Source organism: Hyphomonas polymorpha PS728, assembly GCF_000685315.1.
GTDB lineage: Bacteria > Pseudomonadota > Alphaproteobacteria > Caulobacterales > Hyphomonadaceae > Hyphomonas > Hyphomonas polymorpha.
Genome location: NZ_ARYM01000007.1, coordinates 46,670 through 64,237, shown reverse-complemented (window position 1 = coordinate 64,237; position 17,568 = coordinate 46,670). Strand labels below are relative to the sequence as shown.

Below are 17,568 nucleotides of genomic sequence, written 5' to 3'. Positions count from 1 at the left end.
GCCCGGATGATCGAGCCTTCCCATCCCCGCCGCAATATCCGTGAAAGGAATACCCAATGGCCAAGACAATGAAAGCTGCGGTTGTCCGCGAGTTTGGCAAGCCGCTGGTTATTGAAGAGGTGCCCGTTCCCGAGCCCGGCCCTGGCATGATCCAGGTGAAGATTGCCGCCTCCGGCGTTTGCCATACAGACCTGCACGCCGCCGAGGGGGACTGGCCGGTAAAGCCCAATCCGCCCTTCATTCCGGGGCATGAGGGCGTTGGCTTCGTCTCTGCGGTGGGCGCAGGCGTCAAGCATGTGAAGGAGGGCGACCGCGTGGGCGTGCCGTGGCTCTACACGGCTTGTGGCCATTGCCGGCACTGCCTCGGCGGGTGGGAGACACTCTGCCATGACCAGCAGAACACAGGATATTCCGTGAACGGCGGGTTTGCGCAATATGTGGTGGCAGACCCCAATTATGTGGGACATCTGCCGGATAACATTGCCTTTGACGAGATGGCTCCGATCCTCTGCGCCGGCGTGACCGTGTATAAAGGGCTGAAGATGACCGACACGCGGCCTGGCGACTGGGTTGTGATTTCGGGCATTGGCGGCCTTGGCCATCTGGCGGTTCAATATGCCAGGGCGATGGGGCTGAATGTTGCCGCCGTCGACGTGGACGATGCCAAGCTGGCGCTGGCGCGCCGCCTGGGCGCCAGCCTGACCGTCAATGCGAAAACCTCCCGCGATCCGGCGGCGGAGATAAAGAAGGGTACAGATGGCGGGGCGCAGGGCGTGCTGGTGACGGCGGTTTCGCCCAAGGCCTTCGAGCAGGCCCTCGGCATGACGGCACGCGGCGGGACGGTGGCGCTCAACGGTCTTCCGCCCGGCGATTTCCCGCTGCCGATTTTCGACATGGTGCTGAACGGCACCACCGTGCGCGGCTCGATTGTGGGTACACGGCTGGACTTGCAGGAGGCGATCGACTTTGCCGCAGAGGGCAAGGTGAAGGCGACGGTGGCCTTGGAGCCCATGGAAAACATCAACGATATTTTCCAGCGGATGCACAAGGGACAGATCGAAGGCCGGATCGTCATGTCTGTCGATTGAGGCCTTCTGCCTTTCCGCCGCCCAGAAGGAGACAGCCCCATGCCCAGCGATATTTCCCGCGTCACCGCCACGCCCGCCGCGCTGGATCTGCTGGCGGAGATCGTGGGCGATCATGGGCCTGTGCTGTTTCACCAGTCCGGCGGGTGCTGTGATGGGTCTTCGCCGATGTGTTATCCGCAGGACGACTTCAAGCTGGGCGAGAATGATGTGAAGCTGGGCGAGATCGGGGATATGCCGGTGTATATTTCCGGCAGCCAGTTCGAGCTGTGGAAACATACCCAGCTGATCATTGACGCTGTGCCGGGCCGGGGCGGGATGTTCTCGCTGGATAATGGCCGCGAGCGCCGGTTTTTGACGCGCTCGCGCGTTTTCACGCCCGAGGAACTGGCGGCGCTGGACGCTTGAGGCAGAGGCGGGAGGCCAGCCGGGAAATTTCTGGACAGGTGGCCTGCGCGTTCCTACACGTCGCGGAGAGGGCGCCCCTGCGGGCGTCAGCCTGGAGGCAGGGAGTGATGGGCCCGCGCGCAATCATGATCCAGGGCACTGGCTCTGATGTTGGCAAGTCGCTGCTGGTGGCCGGGCTGTGCCGCATTGCGCGGCGCCAGGGCCTCACCGTAGCGCCGTTCAAGCCGCAGAACATGTCCAACAATGCGGCCGCAACCGCCGATGGCGGGGAGATTGGCCGCGCGCAGGCGCTGCAGGCGCGGGCCTGCGGACTTGATCCGGAGACGGACTTTAACCCTGTTCTGCTCAAGCCCCAGTCTGACCGCACATCGCAGGTAATCGTGCATGGGCGCCCTTCGGCCACGCTGGCGGCGGCCGACTATATGGCCCGGCGCGAGGGCCTGCGCAGCGCGGTGCTGGAGAGTTTCGGGCGGCTGACGTCGCGCTTTGATCTTGTGATCGTGGAAGGGGCGGGCAGCCCGGCGGAGATCAATCTGCGCGGCGGCGACATTGCCAATATGGGCTTTGCCCGCGCGGCGGGGGTGCCCGTGGTGCTGGCCGGCGACATTGACCGGGGCGGGGTGATCGCGGCGATTGTGGGAACGAAGACGGTGATCGAGGCAGAGGACGCCGCCATGATCCGGGCGTTCCTCATCAACAAGTTTCGCGGCGATCCTTCCCTGTTCACGCCGGCCATGGCGGATATCGAGCGCATGACCGGATGGGCGGGCCTGGGCATTGTGCCCTGGCTGAGCGCAGCGGCGCGCCTGCCGGCGGAGGATGCAGTCGTCCTGGGGCAGATGAAATCAAGGGGGGGCGGCAAGATCCGGATTGCGGCGCCGATGCTGTCGCGGATTGCAAACTTTGATGATGCCGACCCGCTGCGGAATGAGCCGAATGTGGACTTCCTGTTTGTGCCGCCGGGGCAGGCGATCCCGCGCGACACGGATGTGATCATCCTCTTTGGCACCAAATCCACGCTGGCGGACATGGCTTTCCTGCGGGCGCAGGGATGGGATCATGACATCCTGGCCCATGCGCGCACGGGCGGGCGGGTGCTGGGTATTTGCGGGGGATATCAGATGCTGGGCCAGTGGCTGTGCGATCCGGAAGGCGCTGATGGCCCGGCCGGAGAGATGCCGGGGCTGGGCCTGCTGCAGACCGACACGACCATGCAGGGGGAAAAGACCGTCCGTCCCGTCACGGGCCAGTGCGCGCGCACGGGGCTTGCCGTCAGCGGCTATGAGATCCATGCGGGGCTGACGCGCGGGCCGGATGGGGCGCGGCCTTTCCTTCAGTTGCCGGATGGTCCTGAAGGCGCGGTCAGCCCGGACGGGCGCATTGAGGGCACTTATGTGCATGGCCTCTTTGCCGAGGATCGCTTCCGGTCGGCCTGGCTGGAAGGGGTGCGGGCGGGGGCGTCATCCGAGGCGGCCTATGGGGCATCGGTGGAGGCGGCGCTGGACGCGCTGGCCGATGGGCTGGAGGCGCATATGGATGTGGCGCGTTTCCTTGCGCTGGCCGAGCCGCCGGGCTGGCGGGGTTAGTCCCGCGCGGGCGGCAAGCCGGGCTGGCCGGCCTGGCCCGGATGGGCGGCGACGTAGGCCTGTTTGAGTTCGGCGGAGCGATTATGGTGGCCATCCGGGCTCCAGCCCGGCGCATTGACCGCGCGGCCCAGCCAGCGCCACGGGCGCAGGCCATCGCGGGCGCAATCGGTCAGGAAGCCGCCGAATTCGTGGAAGGCGATGGTGATGGGATTGTGCGTGGTGAGCTGTTTGACGATGCCATAGCTCGGCTTGTCATCTTCACGCTCGGGCACGAAGGTTCCGAACATCTTGTCCCAGATGATGAAGACGCCGGCATAGTTCGTATCCAGATAACGCGGGTTGGTGGCGTGGTGGACGCGGTGGTGGGAGGGGGTGTTCATCACCGCCTCGAACCAGCGGGGCATCTTGTCCACCGCCTCGGTGTGAATCCAGAACTGGTAGATCAGGTTGAGGCCGCCTGCGAGGGCGAGAACGTAGGGGTGGAAGCCCAGCCAGACGAGCGGCAGGCCGACCAGGATGAGCCCCGTGAACGGGCCGAACCAGGGCTGGCGCAGAGCGGTGGTGAGGTTGTAGTGCCGGGAGGAATGGTGGGTGACATGCTCCATCCAGAACCAGCGCATGCGGTGGGCGAAGCGGTGTTTCCAGTAATAGATGAAATCATACGCCACAAAGCAGAGGGCAAAGCTCCACCAGGTCATTGGGATGGTCATGATACGGAAGGGCCAGGCCAGCATCATCATCCAGAGGGCGATGGTGGCTGTAGCGGTGTTGACCACGACATTGCCCAGACCCATGGCCATGGAGGCGAGGGCGTCCTTCGTTTCGTAGCGGCCCTTGGCGCGGCCGGTTTTCACCGCCCACCATTCCCACGCCACCGAGGCCACGAAGACCGGGGCGGCCAGGGCGGTCACATCCGGAAAGGGCGTGAAATCCATGGGCGATGATCCTTAGAAGGACGAAGCCTGCGGCACGCCGCTCTGCTTGTAGACGACGCCGCCTTTCATCACGAAGTCCACATCGGCCAGGCGCTGCATGTCTGCCAATGGATCAGCGGTGACGGCGACAAAATCTGCCTTGCAGCCCACGTCTCCGCAGCCGACTTCTCCGGATTTTCCGAGGGCTTCGGCAGCGAAGGAGGTGCCCGCGCGCAGGGCCTGCATCGGCGTCATGCCGAAGGTGACCATGCGGGAGAACTGGTTGCCGTTGAGGCCGTGGGGATAGACCCCGGCATCGGAGCCGAAGACGACCTTGGCGCCGGCCTTCACGGCGGCGCTGAAGCTGGCGCGCTGGCGGGCGGAGATGGAGCGTTCCTTGGCGAGGGATTCTTCCAGGAGGCCGTTCTTCGCGCCTTCGGAGAGGATGTATTCGGTGTTGTAGATATCCATCGAGAGATAGGTGCCATGCTCGACGGCGAGCTGGATGGTGGCCTCGTCCATGATGGAGCCATGCTCGACCGTATCCACACCGGCGAGGATGGCGTTGCGGATGCCGACGGTGCCGTGGGCGTGGCTGGCGACCTTGAGGCCGCGGGCATGGGCCTCTTCGACGATGGCCTCAATCTCTTCGATCGTACCTTGCGCTGCGCCCAGCGCAGTGCCTTTGGAGAGGACGCCGCCGGTGGAGCAGGTCTTGATCAGGTCCACGCCGTATTTGATGTTCTCCCGAACCTTGGCGCGCATTTCCCAGGGGCCGTTGGCAACGCCAGCGCCTTTCAGGCCATATTCGGAGGGCAGGAGGTTCATGTCCGAGCAGTGGCCACCCGTGATGCCGACCGGCGGGCCGGAAACGATCAGGCGGGGGCCGGGCACTTCGCCGGCCTCAATGGCGTCGCGCAGGGCAACATCGGCATAGCTTTTGGCGCCGAGATTGCGCGCGGTGGTGAAGCCGGCGAGCAGGGTCTTGCGGGCATTCTTGACGCCCTTGATGGCCATCCGCTCGTCCGAAAGGCTCAAGGAATAGTAGGGGCCGTCTTCGGCGTCGCTGGTGAGGTGGACGTGCATGTCGATGAAGCCGGGCATCAGCCAGGCCTGGCCGAGATCGACCGTTTTGGCGTCCCTTGGAGCCTTGAGGCTGGCCTTGGTGCCGCGCTGGGCGACCACGCCCTCCTCAATGACGAAGGCGGCATCGCGCACGGTTTGCCCGGAAACGGGGTCAATGAAATGGCCCGCCGTGAGGTAGACCGTTTCGCCGGCAGCGGGGCTGGCGGCAAGCGTGAGCGCTGCGGCGGCGGCAGCGAGAGCGCGAAGGATCATGGCCGGGCGATTCCTGAAAATTTCGTCATGCGTCGTGTCTGTTGTGCGGTGGCGGATGCGCTTGCGTCAAGCGCCCCGGCGCGCTTGACGGACGTTAGGGAAGGCGGGCCTTCTCGGGCGGGAGACAAATCACTGGAGGAACCCGACGATGGCTAGGCCCAAGGAATTCAAGGAAATCATTCTCGACATCGAGGACGGTATCGCCACCCTGACGCTGCACCGGCCGGACAATATGAACGCCTTCACCGGCACCATGATGTACGAGATGATCGAGGCCTTCGACATCACCGACGCCAATGATGACGTGAAGGTGGTGATCGTCACCGGGCATGGCGACCGGGCCTTCTGCGCCGGGGCCGACCTATCGGCAGGCGCCAAGACGTTCGACTATGACGCCCGCGCCGGGGATGGCGAGAAGGGCCGGACCGAATCGGTGGACATCCAGCGCGATGGCGGCGGCCGCGTGACCCTGCGCATTTTCGAGAGCCTGAAGCCGGTGATCGGCGCGATCAATGGCGCGGCTGTGGGCATTGGCGTGACCATGCAGCTGCCGATGGATATCCGCATTGCTTCGGACAAGGCGCGCTTTGGCTTTGTGTTCAACCGCCGGGGCATCAACCCGGAGGCGGCGTCGAGCTGGTTCCTGCCGCGCCTTGTGGGCATCCAGCAGGCGCTGGAATGGTGCTATACCGGCCGCGTGTTCCCGGCGGATGAGGCGCTGAAGGGCGGGCTCGTGAGCCGTGTTGTTCCTCATGCGGACCTGATGACGGTGGCGCGGGAACTGGCCAAGGAAATTGCCGATAACACCGCGCCGGTTTCCAACGCGCTGACGCGGCAGATGATGTGGCGGATGCTGGGCGCGAGCCATCCGATGGAAGCGCATATCGTGGACTCGGCCGCCATCTATACCCGCGGCAAGACGCCGGACGCGAAAGAGGGCGTGATGAGCTTCCTGGAGAAGCGCACGCCGACCTATCCGGTGAAAGTTTCCGACGGAATGCCGGGCTTCTTCCCCTGGTGGGACGAGCCAGAGTTCGAATGGATCGGCAACAAGTAAACCCGGACGGCGAGGGGCGATAAGGCCATGCAGACATTATTGCCCCTTGCCGCCGAGATTGGCGACATCCTGAAGGCGCGGCGGGAGACCGTCGCGATTTCGGAATCTTCCGCTGGCGGACTGATTTCCGCCGCGCTGCTGGCCGCGCCGGGCGCTTCGCGCTACTACCGGGGCGGCGGCGTGATCTATACCCCGCAGGCGTTCCGCGGCCTTCTGGGCCTGACGCGGGAAGACCTGGGCGACAAGCGCTCCTCCTCCGAGCCCTATGCCAGGATGCTGGCCGGGCGCATCCGCGAGCTGCTGGAGGCTGATTGGGGCCTCTGCGAGACGGGCGCCTCCGGGCCAACGGGCAACATGTATGGCGACGATGCGGGGCATACCTGCGTGGCGCTGGCCGGGCCGGGGGGCGTGCTGGTTTCCCGCACGCTGGAGACCGGGATTTCAGACCGGGAGGCGAATATGCGCCTCTTTGCGGCCGAGGCGCTGGACCTGTTGCGGGGCGGGCTCGGCTGAGGCTGGCGGCGGCGCGCTGCTATTCAGTCAAATTCAATCTTCTTTCGCTTTCGTCTTCCCGGGATTTGCGAAAGCAAAGCCCGGGATTCAGCGCAAGAAGGAAAGTCTGGATCCTGGTCTTCGCCTTCGGCGAAACCGGGAAGACGCATCATGAGATGTGCGACTGCGGAGCGTTCAGGAGATAGGCCCTCAGATGGCCTTCGGCCATCGAGGGTGACGATGGAGGGGGGAATCTGACTTGCGCACAAACGCCCTTATCCTCCCTCGCTGGGCGAGGGAGGCGGGCGGCTGATTGGGCGGGGATTTCAGGATGTGTTGAGGAGGGGCGTGCTGCGGGCGGCCTGGGTGAGTTCCTGCAGCAGGCTGAGGGCATTCTGGCCGAGGGATCTGGCCGCGCCGGGGATCTTGCCGGACGACAGGGTTCTGGCGGCTGAGGCGGCGCACCGGCGGCGCCAGCGGCGGGCGACCGGAGCGGGGGCCTCATAGGCGGCGCGCAGCGCTTCGAAGCGGCGGCGGAAGGCAGCGGCAGGATCGCGGGGCGCGGGCGGCGGGGCCGCAGCCGGGCGGGCCTCAAGGGCAGCCTCGGTGAGCAGTGTGATGCGGGGCATGAGTTCTTCGGGAAGATAGTTTGTGCCCGGATATTTTACCGGGCGCGGCTGAGGCTCGCTCATGCGGAACAGGGGCGCGCGGGGAGAGGCAGCAGCCTGAGGGCCGGGCGATGGCGGGCGGGCGCTGGCTTTGGCAGGCGCGCGGGCGGGGGCAGCGGGTGCCGGTTCCAGCTGGAAGGCCATGAGGATGATAGCCCGGCGCAGGGCAGCCTCCGCAGGCAGGAGCGCGCGGCGCGTGAGATAGCGGACAACCCGCGCGCTGAGCGGGGTGTTTCCCAGCCGCTCCAGCGCAGTGTCAAGAAACCCAATCAGATCAAGGATGAAATACCGCGTCCTTCCCAGGAGGTCGTTCAGGATGTCACGATCATCCGGAGGCTGAGGGGGCGTGTCTTCCATGCCGGGAAGACTAGCATGGGCGCAGAGGGGGTGGACAAGTTTGCCGGAATTTCTTTCAAGGGGTTGAAAGAACCGGGATTTTTTGCAGGATATTGGGGGATAAGGGGGCGTGCCCGCTCATCCTTCGACTTCGCTCAGGATGAGCTTTGCGGGGCCTTGCGAGATCCCCGCCTTCGCGGGGAGGAGCGGAGGAGGGCCTTGCCGTTATTCGTAGACGTCTTCGCCCATGCGGGATTTGTCGAGGTCTCCGAAGCGGGTGACGTTGGAGTCGAAGGCGAGCTTGACTGTGCCGATGGGGCCGTGACGCTGTTTGGAGACGATGACTTCGGCGGTGCCGTAGACCTGATCCATGCGCGCGCGCCAGGCATTCCATTTTTCGTTCGAGGTCGGATCGTTCGGATCGGCGGGCGGCTCTGTCCGCGCGAGGTAGTATTCCTCCCGGAACACGAACATCACGATATCGGCGTCCTGCTCGATCGAGCCGGATTCGCGCAGGTCTGACAGTTGCGGGCGCTTGTCGTCGCGCTGTTCCACCGCGCGGGAAAGCTGGGACAGAGCCACGATGGGGACGTTGAGATCCTTGGCGAGGGCTTTCAGCGCCGTGGTGATCTGAGTGACTTCCTGCACGCGGTTGGCCTGGCCGCCGGAATTCGACACGGTGATCAGCTGCAGATAGTCGATCACGATCATGTCGAGGCCGACCGAGCGCTGCAGGCGGCGGGCGCGGGCCGTCAGCTCACTGATGGAAATGCCGCCGGTGTCGTCAATATAGAGCGGCAGGTTCTGCAACTCGGCGGTGGCTTCGACGAGCTGTTCGAAGTCTGCCTTGGTGAGGTCGCCCTGGCGGATGCGGTGGGCGTTGATGCCGGTGCGCTCGGCGAGGATACGGGTGGCGAGCTGTTCGTTCGACATCTCGAGCGAGAAGAAGGCCACGACTGCGCCGTCCATCGTTTTCTTCGAGCCGTCTTCCTGGGTTTCGTATTTGTAGGCAGCGGCCGCGTTATAGGCGATGTTGGTGGCGAGCGAGGTTTTGCCCATCGAGGGGCGGCCGGCGAGGATCAGCAGGTCAGACCGGTGGAAGCCGCCAAGCTGGCTGTCGAGATCGCGCAGGCCGGTGGGGATGCCGGCGATCTTGCCGCCGCGCTTGAAGGCGGCTTCGGCAGTGATCAGCGATTCGGCGAGGGCTTCGGCGAAGCTGGAGAAGCCGCGCTCGGCGCTGCCGCGCTCGGCGAGATCGAAGAGGGCGCGTTCGGCCTTGTTGATGAGGACCGAACCGGTGTCGTCGGGCTCGGGCGTGATGGCCTGGGACTGGATCGTGCCGCCGACATTGATCAGCTCGCGCCGGATGGCGAGGTCGCGGATGATGCGGGCATAGTCCTTCACCTCCGGCCCGAAGGCGGCGGCGTCCAGCAGGTCGACGAGGTATTTCGCGCCGCCGATTTCGGCGAGCTTTTCCCGGTGCTCGAAATATTCGCGCAGGGTGACGCCATCGGCGACCCGGCCGGTCTGGATCATGTTGGAGGCCACGGCATACACCTCGCGGTGGGCGGGGGCGTAGAAATCGTTCGGGGTGAGGATGTCAGCGATGAACTGGTAGACGTTGTTGTCGAACAGGATCGCGCCGAGCACGGCGGCTTCGGCGGCAAGGTTGTTGGGCGGCGTGATCGCGCCGCTTCCCGGCTTTTGCTCAGACATGGGCACCCCCGTGGCGCAAACGTTTACTATAACGAACCGGGTTCGTTTTGCGACTCGCCGAAGCAGACTGGGCGCAAATTCCCGGGTCTCATCCCCAGCCTTCTGACCAAAGAAAAACGGCGGCCCGTGAGAGCCGCCGTTTCTGATTGTGTGCTGGAAGGCTGGCGAAGATTACTCTTCGTCGCCACCCAGTTCGGCGCGCTCGGCAGCGGCAGCGGCGAGTTCGCCGGCCTGCTCATCGGCCTGAGCCTGGTTGGCAGCGGCCAGGGCAGCGACGATGTCCTCGCCTTTTTCCTGACGCTCGGCTTCTTCGGTCGAACGGGCCACGTTCACCTGGACTTTCACGCTGACTTCAGCGTGCAGGCGGACGGATACTTCGGAGATGCCGATAGCCTTGATCGGCTTGTCGAGGCGGACCGCAGCGCGGTCGACCTTGTAGCCGGCAGCTTCAGCAGCTTCTGCGACGTCGCGGGCCGAAACAGACCCGTAGAGCTGGCCGGTTTCGCCAGCCTGACGGATCAGCACGAAGGTTGCGCCTTCGAGTTTTTCCGCTTCGGTCTGGGCAGCGTCGCGGGCAGCGGCGTTGCGGGCTTCGATGGCTTCACGCTCGACTTCGAACCGCTTGCGATTCTTGTCGTTGGCGATGAGGGCCTTGCCTTGCGGGATGAGGAAGTTGCGCGCGAAGCCGTTCTTGACGCGGACTTCGTCACCGATCTTGCCGAGGCGGTCGATGCGCTCAAGGAGAATGACTTGCATGGGGGTCTCTCCTTACTTCACTTCAAACGGAATCAGGGCCAGCATGCGGGCGCGTTTGATCGCCTGGGCAAGCTTGCGCTGGTTCTTGAGGTTTACAGCCGTGATGCGGCTCGGCACGATTTTCCCTTTTTCAGAGATGTAGCGCTGAAGCAGCTTCACGTCTTTGTAGTCGATTTCCTGAGCGTTCTGGCCGGTAAACGGGTCCACCTTGCGGCGGCGTCCGAACGGGCGGCGGGCAGGAATGTTCGTGATGTTGATTTTCTGTGCCATGTGATCTGTCCTCCTGCCGGGTTAGTCGCGGCGGCGTTCTTTGCGAGAGAGAACCGGCGAAGGCTCGTCGCTCAGCGTTTCAACGCGGACGGTCATGTAGCGCATCACGTCTTCGGAGATGCGCTGGCGGCGCTCCAGCTCATGAATCGCATCGGCAGGGCCGTCGATGTTGAGCAGGGAGTAGTGACCCTTGCGCTGTTTCTTGATCGGGTAAGCGAGGCTGCGAAGGCCCCAATACTCGGTCTTGCCGACAGTTGCGCCTTTTTCCTTGAGGAAGGTGGAAATCTCTTCGATGAAGGATTCAACCTGGGCGGGCGAGATATCAGGCCGTGTGATCACGACATGCTCGTACAGTGCCATGTTTTCATTCCCAAAATTACGAAGATGCGGCACCGGGGAGCGGGAAACTCTTCCAGTGATGGCCCCTCTTTTACCGGCTCATTCCGGTGACTTGAGGACCGCACCTTGCTGTGAAGAGGCGCTCTTAAGCCTATCCTTGTGGAAAATTCAAGCGCTTGCATGCGCCGGGGACGCGCTTTAGGCACGCCGGAAAACTAGGGAGACAGGGCGAACATGACCCTCGCATTCATTTTTCCCGGACAGGGCAGCCAGGAAATTGGCATGGGCAAGGCGCTGGCCGAGGCCTTCCCCGCGGCAAAAGCCGTGTTTGACGAAGTTGACGAGGCGCTGGGCCAGAAGCTGTCCACCCTGATGTGGGAAGGCGATATTGCCGAGCTGACGCTCACCGCCAACACCCAGCCCGCCCTGATGGCCCATTCTGTGGCCGCGATGCGGGCGCTGGAGGCCGGTTTCGGGATTTCGGCGAAGGATGCCGCCTTTGTGGCCGGGCATTCTCTGGGCGAGTATTCGGCGCTGGCATCGGCAGGATCGATCAGCGTGGCGGACACCGCGCGCCTCTTGCGCATCCGGGGCAATGCCATGCAATCGGCCGTGCAGCCGGGCCAGGGCGCCATGGCGGCGCTGCTGGGCGCCGACTACGACCAGGCGGAAGCCGCCTGCAAGGCGGGCCGCGAGACGGGTGGGGTGTGCGACATTGCCAATGACAACGCCCCCGGCCAGCTGGTGATTTCCGGCAGCAAGGCGGCGATTGATGCGGCCGTGGCCTGGGCGCAGGGCAATGGCGTGAAGAAGGCGATGGCGCTGAACGTGTCTGCCCCCTTCCATTGCGGGCTGATGCAGCCGGCGGCGGACGCCATGGCGGCGGCGCTGGCGGACGCAGAGATCAAGGCGCCGGTGGTGCCGCTGGTGGCAAACGTCATGGCGAGCGCTGTCACTGACCCCGAGACGATCCGCCAGAATCTCGTAAAACAGGTGACCGGCCGGGTTCGCTGGACCGAGAGCGTGCAGTATATGGTCAGCCAGGGCGTCACCACGACAGGGGAAGCCGGGGCTGGCAAGGTGCTGACGGTCATGCAGCGCCGGATCGAGAAGTCACTGAACGGCCTCACCCTCGGCACGCCCGAGGATCTGGAAGCCTTCGCGAAAGCGATCAAAGGGGGCTGAGACGTATGGAGCTTGCGCGGCTGCTGTTTGGCGATTTCAGGACCTATGTTTTCCTGTTTGTCGTCCTTCTGGTAGCGCTGGAGCTTTATCGGCGGCACAGAAAGAACAAGGCGCCCAGAATTTCTCCCGAGGAATACTGGCAGCAGGACAAGGAAAACTAGACCATGTTTGACCTTACGGGCCGCACGGCCCTCGTTACAGGCGCTTCGGGTGGTATTGGCCGGGCGATTGCGCAGGCCCTGTCCGAGGCAGGCGCCAAGGTGGCCCTTTCTGGCACGCGCGAAGCGGTGCTGCAGGAAGTGGCATCTACCCTGAAGGGCGAGACGGCGATTGTGCCCTGCAACCTGTCTGATCCGGCCGCCGTGGACGCGCTGGTGGGCCAGGCAGAGGCCGCCATCGGCCCGCTGGACATTCTGGTGGCGAATGCCGGCATCACCCGCGACAAGCTGCTCATCCAGATGAAGGATGAGGACTGGAGCGACGTGATCAATGTTAACCTGGGAAGCTATTTCCGGCTGACCAAATCAGCTGTGAGGGGAATGATGAAGCGCCGCCATGGCCGCATCATCGGAATCACCTCGGTTGTCGGGGTTACGGGGAATCCCGGACAGACAAATTATTGTGCCTCCAAGGCGGGCATGATCGGCTTTACCAAATCGATCGCCCAGGAGGTCGCCTCGCGCGGCATTACGGCGAACACGATTGCCCCCGGATTCATCGAATCGCCCATGACGGATGTGCTGCCGGAAGCCCAGAAAACGGCGCTTTTGGGGCAGATTCCTGCCGGAAGGCTCGGGGCAGGCGGCGACATTGCTGCAGCAGCAGTGTATCTTGCTTCGAATGAAGCGGCTTATGTCACCGGCCAGACGCTGCACGTAAATGGCGGCATGGCAATGATTTAAGCCCAGCAGTAGGGCATCAGACTAGGGCTTGGCGCTCATCCGTAGTGTGTGCTAGGCGCAACACCAATGGTTCGCATGAGGACCAGTCATCAGACATATCGAGAGAGGTATTCATGTCTGACGTTTTTGAACGTGTGAAGAAAATCGTAGTCGAGAACCTCGACGTGGATGCTGACAAGGTCGTGGAAAGCGCAAGCTTCATCGATGACCTGGGTGCAGACTCGCTGGACCTCGTCGAACTCGTGATGGCTTTTGAAGAAGAGTTCAACATCGAGATCCCCGATGACGTGCAAGAGTCGATCCGTTCGGTCGGTGACGCCGTCTCGCACATCAAGGCTCACGTCTAAGACGCGGGGCCAAGTATGTCGGAGCGTCGAGTCGTCATTACCGGTATCGGTATCGTTTCACCGCTAGCCAATGGCCGTGAGGCCACCTGGGAGCGGCTGATTGCCGGTAAATCCGGAGCAGGCAAGATTGACGCCTTCGATGCGTCCGACATGCCGTGCAAGATTGCTTTCCAGGTTCCGTGGGCTTCTGGCCGCGGGGGCGGGGCTGGCGATCCGCACGCTTTCGATCCAGACAAGGTGCTCTCCGCCAAGGAGCAGCGCCGGATCGACGAATTCATTCTTTACGGGATCGCCGCGGCGGACGAAGCCCTTGAGGATTCCGGCTGGAAGCCGGAGACCGAAGAGGAAAAGGAACGTTCCGGCGTCATGATCGGCTCGGGCATCGGTGGCCTGGAATCGATCTACGATACGGCGATCACGCTGCACGAGCATGGCCCGCGCAAGGTCAGCCCGTTCTTCATTCCGTCGTCGCTGATCAACCTGGCCTCCGGGCAGGTGTCCATCCGCCACGGCCTGAAAGGCCCCAACCATTCGGTGGTGACGGCCTGCGCAACCGGGGCCCACGCCATCGGCGATTCTGCCCGTCTGATTCAGTATGGCGATGCCGATGTCATGCTGGCGGGCGGTGCTGAAGCCGTGATCGGCCGCATCGGCATTGCCGGCTTCTGCGCGGCCAAGGCGATGTCCACCAATTTCAATGACACGCCCGAAAAGGCCTCGCGCCCCTATGACAAGGACCGCGATGGCTTTGTGATGGGCGAAGGCGCTGCCGTTCTGGTGCTCGAAGAGTATGAGCACGCCAAGAAACGCGGCGCGAAGATCTATGCCGAAGTGATCGGCTATGGCCTGACGGGCGATGCCTACCATATCACGGCCCCTGCCGAAGGCGCCGAGGGCGGCTACCGCGCCATGAAGATGGCGCTGAAGAACGCAAAGATCGACCCTTCGGAGATCGACTATGTGAACGCCCACGGCACCTCCACGCCGAAAGGCGATGAGGGCGAAGCGGGCGCGGTGGAGCGGGCCTTCGGTGATCACGCCAAGAACATCTCGATGTCTTCCACCAAATCGGCCGTTGGCCACCTGCTCGGCGCGGCCGGCGCGATTGAGGCGGCGTTCTGCGCGCTGGCGATTCGCGATCAGGTGATGCCGCCGACGCTGAACCTCGACAATCCGAGCTTCGAGACGGTGATCGACCTCATCCCGCACAAGGCCAAGAAGGGCCAGGTGCGCGCCGCGATGTCCAACAGCTTCGGTTTTGGCGGTACAAACGCCTCGCTGGTGCTGCGCAAGGTCGACTAACGCCTCGCGCGAGTGTCTGACGCATTCTAATGAACCGCTGGCTGTGAAGCCGGCGGTTTTTCATTTTCCCTGACAGCGCGGCGACTCATGGCAAGGTTCATGACATATCGGTTATTGCCTGATCCGGCTGCGGAGTATGCTTTTCGCCAGCCATCTGGCCGGGTTAGAACTCCGCGCTGGGACACGCTAACAAGAGGCCTGCATGGGATTCCTTAGAACGCTCTTTGCCTGGGTGTTTGTGCTCGCATTCATTGCGGCGGCAGCCCTCGTGGCCGGTTGGGTATGGATCAACAATGAAATGACGCGGCCCGGGCCCCTGCAGGACGAGATCGTCTTCATGGTGACAGAGGGCGACACGCTGACGGCGGTGGCCGCCCGGCTGGAGGCAGAAGGCGTCATCAAGGATGACCGCGTCCTTCTGCTCAAGAACCGGATCGACCACGAAATGCAGGGCACGGCCACGCATGTGAAGGCGGGCGAGTATATCCTCGATCCCGGCATCAGCATGGCCGGCGTTCTGACGGTGCTCACCGAGGGCCGCTCCATTCTCCACCGGATCACGCTGCCGGAGGGGCGTACCACGGCGCAGCTTCTGCGCATCATCGAGGCGGATGAAACGCTGGTGGGCGAGATGCCCGAAGTGTTGCCGGAGGAGGGCACGCTTCTTCCGGATACCTATCTTTTCCACCGCGGCATGACGCGCCAGCAGCTGATCGAGAAGGTCCAGAAGGCGCAGGCCGATGTGCTGGCGGAACTCTGGCCCCAGCGCGCCGAGGGCCTGCTGCTGGAGACGCCCTATGAGGCGGTGATCCTGGCTTCCATCGTGGAGAAGGAAACCGGTATTGCGGAGGAGCGCGACGAGATTGCCGCCCTCTTCACCACGCGCCTCAAAAAGGGGATGCGCCTGCAGAGCGACCCGACGATCATCTATGGCATTTCGCAGGGCGAGCCGCTTTACAACGCCAAGGGGCAGCGCCGCACATTGTTCCGTTCAGAGATCGACCGGCATACCGAATGGAACACCTATCAGATTGACGGCCTGCCGAAGACGCCGATCTGCAATCCGGGGCGGGAGGCGATTGCGGCGGTTCTGAATCCTCCGGATACGGAATATCTGTTTTTTGTGGCGGACGGCAAAGGCGGGCATCTCTTTGCCAAAACGCTGGCCGAGCATAACCGCAATGTTGCGGCTTACCGCGCTTATGAGCGCAAGGAAATCGAACGGGAGCGGTCGAACTGATGGGCACATTGTCGGGGATGACGGGGTTTGCCCGCGTGACGGGCGAAGCGGCCTGGGGCGGCTGGGCCTGGGAAGCCAAAAGCGTCAATGGCCGCTCTCTGGATGTGCGGGTGAATGTGCCTCCGGGCGCCGAGGCGCTGGAGCGGGAGGTGAAGGCCATGGCGGCGGCGCGGTTCAATCGCGGTTCGCTTCAGGTGGGCCTGCGGATAGAGCTGGCAGCGTCTGGCGCAACGGCCGTGATCAATGAGGCGCTGCTGGCCGACCTGGCGCAGGCGGCGCGCAAGGTTTCGGGCCGCGAGCTTTCGTCCGAAGCGATTGCGACGCTGATGGCCGTGAAGGGCGTGGTGGATGCAGGCGCGACCTCCACGCGGGATGTGATGGATGAGGCAGCGATTGCCCTGCTGGCAGCGGCAGCGGGCGAGGCGCTGGACGGGCTGGCCGAGGGGCGCCGGGCCGAGGGCGCGTCGCTGGCGGTGCTGCTCGGCGATCTTCTGAACGAGATGGAGCGGCTGACTGGCGTGGCGGAGACGTTTGCGGGCGCGCAGCCGGACCTGATCCGCGCGAAGCTGACCAAGCAGCTGGAAGACCTTGACCGGGAAGGCCGGGTGGACGCCGAGCGCTATGCGGCGGAAGTGGCCCTGTCGGCGGCGAAGGCGGATGTGCGTGAGGAGCTGGACCGGCTGGCGGCGCATATCAAGACGGGCCGGGAGCTACTGCAAGCGGGCTCGCCTGCCGGGCGGAAGCTGGACTTCCTGGCGCAGGAGCTGAACCGGGAAGCCAATACGCTCTGCTCGAAATCCCTGAGCCTCGATTTGACGAATGCCGGCCTTGGCCTCAAAGGGGTGATCGACCAGTTCAAGGAGCAATCGGCCAATGTCGAATAGCGGACATCCCAAGGACAGCGGCCACCGGCGCGGGCTGATGCTGGTGCTGTCGAGCCCGTCGGGCGCGGGCAAGACCACGCTGTCAAAGATGCTGCTGGACGAGTTCAGCGATGTGAAGCTGTCGGTTTCGGCGACCACACGCCCGCCGCGGCCGAATGAGGTGGACGGGAAGGACTATTACTTCAAGACGCCCGAAGCGTTTCAGAAGATGATCGAGGGGCGTGAGTTCCTTGAATGGGCGCAGGTGTTCGACAAGCATTACGGCACGCCGAAGGCGGATACGGTGGCCCGGCTTGAGGCGGGCGAGGACGTGCTGTTCGATGTGGACTGGCAGGGCGCCGACGCGCTGCACGACCAGATGCCGAATGATGTGGTGTCGGTGTTCATCCTGCCACCGAGCATCGAGGCGCTGCAGGAACGGCTGATGGGCCGGGAAGGCTCAACCCCGGAAATGGTGACCCGCCGCATGGACGACGCCAAGCGCGAGATCATGCACTGGCGGCGCTATGACTATGTGATCGTCAATGACAAGCTGGAAGTGGCGTATCAGCGGCTGAAGCGTATTCTGCTTACGGAGCGTTTGAAGCGCCTGCGCCAGCTGGATCTGGAAGACCATGTGCGGGCGCTGTTGGGCGAGGCTTAGCGTAGTAGCCCCTTCTCCCGAGGGAGAAGGGGTTGGGGATGAGGGGGAGCAACCTCTCCCGCTGCCCTTGGCTGACATGGAGTGCCCCCTCACCCCAACC

General features: G+C 63.8%; 20 protein-coding genes. 13 read left to right on the top strand and 7 right to left on the bottom strand.

The window, feature by feature from the left end; genetic code table 11:
• The first annotated feature begins 56 nt into the window (after positions 1 to 56).
• The 3 genes from adhP (at position 57) to HPO_RS07340 (ending at position 3,079) form a co-directional block, all read left to right on the top strand.
• Positions 57 to 1,088: an alcohol dehydrogenase AdhP gene (adhP, locus tag HPO_RS07350; RefSeq protein WP_035596421.1), complete on the top strand. Its 1,032-nt coding sequence runs from the start codon at positions 57 to 59 to the stop codon at positions 1,086 to 1,088.
• A 39-nt stretch (positions 1,089 to 1,127) separates the two neighbouring features.
• A complete protein-coding gene (locus HPO_RS07345; protein WP_035596418.1) occupies positions 1,128 to 1,493 on the top strand; it encodes a DUF779 domain-containing protein in 366 nt (121 codons plus the stop codon).
• A gap of 107 nt (positions 1,494 to 1,600) precedes the next feature.
• Complete coding sequence (locus tag HPO_RS07340; protein ID WP_035596416.1) at positions 1,601 to 3,079, top strand: cobyric acid synthase; 1,479 nt, start codon at positions 1,601 to 1,603, stop codon at positions 3,077 to 3,079.
• Here HPO_RS07340 and HPO_RS07335 read toward each other — a convergent pair.
• Entirely contained in the window at positions 3,076 to 4,014 is a 939-nt protein-coding gene (locus tag HPO_RS07335; protein ID WP_035596414.1) for a sterol desaturase family protein, read from the bottom strand. The two genes, HPO_RS07340 and HPO_RS07335, sit on opposite strands and share 4 nt — an antisense overlap.
• A gap of 12 nt (positions 4,015 to 4,026) precedes the next feature.
• A complete protein-coding gene (locus tag HPO_RS07330) occupies positions 4,027 to 5,331 on the bottom strand; it encodes a Xaa-Pro dipeptidase (RefSeq protein WP_035596412.1) in 1,305 nt (434 codons plus the stop codon).
• A 148-nt stretch (positions 5,332 to 5,479) separates the two neighbouring features.
• Here HPO_RS07330 and HPO_RS07325 point away from each other — a divergent pair, with 148 nt between their 5' ends.
• On the top strand, positions 5,480 to 6,388 hold the full coding sequence (locus tag HPO_RS07325; RefSeq protein WP_035596410.1) for a crotonase/enoyl-CoA hydratase family protein: 909 nt from the start codon (positions 5,480 to 5,482) through the stop codon (positions 6,386 to 6,388).
• A 27-nt stretch (positions 6,389 to 6,415) separates the two neighbouring features.
• Positions 6,416 to 6,901 carry a CinA family protein gene (locus tag HPO_RS07320; protein ID WP_035596408.1) on the top strand — a complete coding sequence of 162 codons (486 nt, stop codon included), beginning with the start codon at positions 6,416 to 6,418 and terminating at the stop codon, positions 6,899 to 6,901.
• 305 nt (positions 6,902 to 7,206) lie between these two features.
• Here the strand turns inward: HPO_RS07320 and HPO_RS07315 are convergent, their stop codons facing one another.
• The 5 genes from HPO_RS07315 to rpsF all read right to left on the bottom strand — a co-directional run bounded on the left by HPO_RS07315 (position 7,207) and on the right by rpsF (position 10,986).
• The gene (locus HPO_RS07315; protein ID WP_035596402.1) at positions 7,207 to 7,905 is read right to left on the bottom strand and encodes a hypothetical protein; all 699 of its coding nucleotides are present in this window, start codon (positions 7,903 to 7,905) and stop codon (positions 7,207 to 7,209) included.
• A gap of 204 nt (positions 7,906 to 8,109) precedes the next feature.
• On the bottom strand, positions 8,110 to 9,600 hold the full coding sequence (locus tag HPO_RS07310) for a replicative DNA helicase (protein WP_035596398.1): 1,491 nt from the start codon (positions 9,598 to 9,600) through the stop codon (positions 8,110 to 8,112).
• Between the two features lie 171 nt (positions 9,601 to 9,771).
• Positions 9,772 to 10,356, bottom strand: a complete 585-nt coding sequence (gene rplI, locus HPO_RS07305) for a 50S ribosomal protein L9 (protein WP_035596395.1) — start codon at positions 10,354 to 10,356, stop codon at positions 9,772 to 9,774.
• A 12-nt stretch (positions 10,357 to 10,368) separates the two neighbouring features.
• Positions 10,369 to 10,626: a 30S ribosomal protein S18 gene (gene rpsR, locus HPO_RS07300; RefSeq protein ID WP_035596393.1), complete on the bottom strand. Its 258-nt coding sequence runs from the start codon at positions 10,624 to 10,626 to the stop codon at positions 10,369 to 10,371.
• 21 nt (positions 10,627 to 10,647) lie between these two features.
• Entirely contained in the window at positions 10,648 to 10,986 is a 339-nt protein-coding gene (gene rpsF / locus HPO_RS07295; protein WP_035596391.1) for a 30S ribosomal protein S6, read from the bottom strand.
• A 213-nt stretch (positions 10,987 to 11,199) separates the two neighbouring features.
• On the opposite strand from rpsF, the gene fabD reads away from it, so the two are divergent.
• The 8 genes from fabD (at position 11,200) to gmk (ending at position 17,468) form a co-directional block, all read left to right on the top strand.
• Positions 11,200 to 12,150: an ACP S-malonyltransferase gene (gene fabD / locus HPO_RS07290; RefSeq protein WP_035596387.1), complete on the top strand. Its 951-nt coding sequence runs from the start codon at positions 11,200 to 11,202 to the stop codon at positions 12,148 to 12,150.
• 5 nt (positions 12,151 to 12,155) lie between these two features.
• Positions 12,156 to 12,311 carry a hypothetical protein gene (locus HPO_RS20475; protein WP_157532715.1) on the top strand — a complete coding sequence of 52 codons (156 nt, stop codon included), beginning with the start codon at positions 12,156 to 12,158 and terminating at the stop codon, positions 12,309 to 12,311.
• Between the two features lie 3 nt (positions 12,312 to 12,314).
• A complete protein-coding gene (gene fabG, locus HPO_RS07285) occupies positions 12,315 to 13,052 on the top strand; it encodes a 3-oxoacyl-[acyl-carrier-protein] reductase (RefSeq protein WP_035596386.1) in 738 nt (245 codons plus the stop codon).
• Positions 13,053 to 13,165: 113 nt separating this feature from the next.
• Positions 13,166 to 13,399 (top strand): acyl carrier protein, encoded by a 234-nt coding sequence (locus tag HPO_RS07280; protein WP_035596381.1) that lies wholly within the window; start codon positions 13,166 to 13,168, stop codon positions 13,397 to 13,399.
• A gap of 15 nt (positions 13,400 to 13,414) precedes the next feature.
• The gene (gene fabF, locus HPO_RS07275) at positions 13,415 to 14,701 is read left to right on the top strand and encodes a beta-ketoacyl-ACP synthase II (RefSeq protein WP_035596378.1); all 1,287 of its coding nucleotides are present in this window, start codon (positions 13,415 to 13,417) and stop codon (positions 14,699 to 14,701) included.
• Positions 14,702 to 14,903: 202 nt separating this feature from the next.
• Positions 14,904 to 15,941, top strand: coding sequence for an endolytic transglycosylase MltG (gene mltG / locus HPO_RS07270; RefSeq protein WP_035596375.1), 1,038 nt, complete (start codon positions 14,904 to 14,906; stop codon positions 15,939 to 15,941).
• Positions 15,941 to 16,825, top strand: coding sequence for a YicC/YloC family endoribonuclease (locus HPO_RS07265; RefSeq protein ID WP_035596368.1), 885 nt, complete (start codon positions 15,941 to 15,943; stop codon positions 16,823 to 16,825). The genes mltG and HPO_RS07265 overlap by 1 nt, the downstream gene beginning before the upstream one ends.
• Positions 16,815 to 17,468: a guanylate kinase gene (gene gmk / locus HPO_RS07260; RefSeq protein ID WP_035596365.1), complete on the top strand. Its 654-nt coding sequence runs from the start codon at positions 16,815 to 16,817 to the stop codon at positions 17,466 to 17,468. The genes HPO_RS07265 and gmk overlap by 11 nt, the downstream gene beginning before the upstream one ends.
• Positions 17,469 to 17,568 lie beyond the last annotated feature (100 nt).

Excerpts from the sequence above, each read along its gene's own strand:
- HPO_RS07310 (WP_035596398.1), bottom strand. The coding sequence starts at position 9,600 with ATGTCTGAGCAAAAGCCGGGAAGCGGCGCGATCACGCCGCCCAACAAC.
- HPO_RS07345 (WP_035596418.1), top strand. The coding sequence starts at position 1,128 with ATGCCCAGCGATATTTCCCGCGTCACCGCCACGCCCGCCGCGCTGGAT.
- HPO_RS07320 (WP_035596408.1), top strand. The coding sequence starts at position 6,416 with ATGCAGACATTATTGCCCCTTGCCGCCGAGATTGGCGACATCCTGAAG.
- rplI (WP_035596395.1), bottom strand. The coding sequence starts at position 10,356 with ATGCAAGTCATTCTCCTTGAGCGCATCGACCGCCTCGGCAAGATCGGT.
- HPO_RS07265 (WP_035596368.1), top strand. The coding sequence starts at position 15,941 with ATGGGCACATTGTCGGGGATGACGGGGTTTGCCCGCGTGACGGGCGAA.
- fabD (WP_035596387.1), top strand. The coding sequence starts at position 11,200 with ATGACCCTCGCATTCATTTTTCCCGGACAGGGCAGCCAGGAAATTGGC.
- rpsR (WP_035596393.1), bottom strand. The coding sequence starts at position 10,626 with ATGGCACAGAAAATCAACATCACGAACATTCCTGCCCGCCGCCCGTTC.
- HPO_RS07340 (WP_035596416.1), top strand. The coding sequence starts at position 1,601 with ATGGGCCCGCGCGCAATCATGATCCAGGGCACTGGCTCTGATGTTGGC.
- HPO_RS07315 (WP_035596402.1), bottom strand. The coding sequence starts at position 7,905 with ATGGAAGACACGCCCCCTCAGCCTCCGGATGATCGTGACATCCTGAAC.
- rpsF (WP_035596391.1), bottom strand. The coding sequence starts at position 10,986 with ATGGCACTGTACGAGCATGTCGTGATCACACGGCCTGATATCTCGCCC.
- HPO_RS07325 (WP_035596410.1), top strand. The coding sequence starts at position 5,480 with ATGGCTAGGCCCAAGGAATTCAAGGAAATCATTCTCGACATCGAGGAC.
- HPO_RS07280 (WP_035596381.1), top strand. The coding sequence starts at position 13,166 with ATGTCTGACGTTTTTGAACGTGTGAAGAAAATCGTAGTCGAGAACCTC.
- HPO_RS07335 (WP_035596414.1), bottom strand. The coding sequence starts at position 4,014 with ATGGATTTCACGCCCTTTCCGGATGTGACCGCCCTGGCCGCCCCGGTC.
- mltG (WP_035596375.1), top strand. The coding sequence starts at position 14,904 with ATGGGATTCCTTAGAACGCTCTTTGCCTGGGTGTTTGTGCTCGCATTC.
- HPO_RS07330 (WP_035596412.1), bottom strand. The coding sequence starts at position 5,331 with ATGATCCTTCGCGCTCTCGCTGCCGCCGCCGCAGCGCTCACGCTTGCC.
- HPO_RS20475 (WP_157532715.1), top strand. The coding sequence starts at position 12,156 with ATGGAGCTTGCGCGGCTGCTGTTTGGCGATTTCAGGACCTATGTTTTC.
- fabF (WP_035596378.1), top strand. The coding sequence starts at position 13,415 with ATGTCGGAGCGTCGAGTCGTCATTACCGGTATCGGTATCGTTTCACCG.
- gmk (WP_035596365.1), top strand. The coding sequence starts at position 16,815 with ATGTCGAATAGCGGACATCCCAAGGACAGCGGCCACCGGCGCGGGCTG.
- adhP (WP_035596421.1), top strand. The coding sequence starts at position 57 with ATGGCCAAGACAATGAAAGCTGCGGTTGTCCGCGAGTTTGGCAAGCCG.
- fabG (WP_035596386.1), top strand. The coding sequence starts at position 12,315 with ATGTTTGACCTTACGGGCCGCACGGCCCTCGTTACAGGCGCTTCGGGT.